Genomic DNA, 676 nt, shown 5'->3' on the forward strand with positions numbered 1-676 from the left:
CCATTAATCGTCGTAGCCTAATGCCTAAACCTCGTTACAAAACAACCAACTGGAAGCAGTACAATAAAGCCTTAATTAATCGTGGTTCACTGACCTTTTGGGTTGATGAGGAAGCGATAGCTGAGTGGAAGCAAAGCAAACAAGGCAAGCGTGGTAGACCACGCCAATTCAGTGATTTAGCCATTACGACTGCATTAATGGTGAAACGAGTATTCTCTATGCCATTGAGAGCGCTGCAAGGTTTTCTAGACTCCGTATTTAAACTGGCTAATATCCCGCTATTTTGTCCGCATTACACCTGCATAAGTCGTCGAGCTAAGGAAGTTGATGTTTCATTTAAAACTAAAACCAGAGGAGCGATACAACATCTAGCCATTGATTCCACTGGTCTCAAGGTTTATGGCGAAGGTGAATGGAAGGTTAAGAAGCATGGTACTGACGGGAAGCGTAGAGTTTGGCGTAAACTGCATATTGCAGTAGATACCAGCACTCACGAAATAGTCGCAGCAGAACTGAGTTTCTCTAACGTAACCGATGCTGAAGTGCTTCCCAACTTACTTAAGCAGACACGTCGTAAAATCATTGAAGTATCAGGTGATGGAGCTTATGACACAAGAAGCTGCCATGAAGCTATACGAATCAAGCGAGCAGTTCCGCTCATCCCGCCACGAGAAGG

The 676-nt window shown here is 44.4% G+C and carries 1 protein-coding gene; it reads left to right on the forward strand.

The window, feature by feature from the left end; all coding sequences use genetic code 11:
- Nucleotides 1-20 precede the first annotated feature (20 nt).
- Nucleotides 21-676 (forward strand): IS5 family transposase (locus ACF8CV_RS10615; RefSeq protein WP_258492891.1); only part of this gene is annotated, 656 nt, incomplete at its 3' end.

The sequence above is a fragment of the Vibrio sp. zbq_1 genome, from assembly GCF_043102935.1.
Classification (GTDB): domain Bacteria; phylum Pseudomonadota; class Gammaproteobacteria; order Enterobacterales; family Vibrionaceae; genus Vibrio; species Vibrio parahaemolyticus.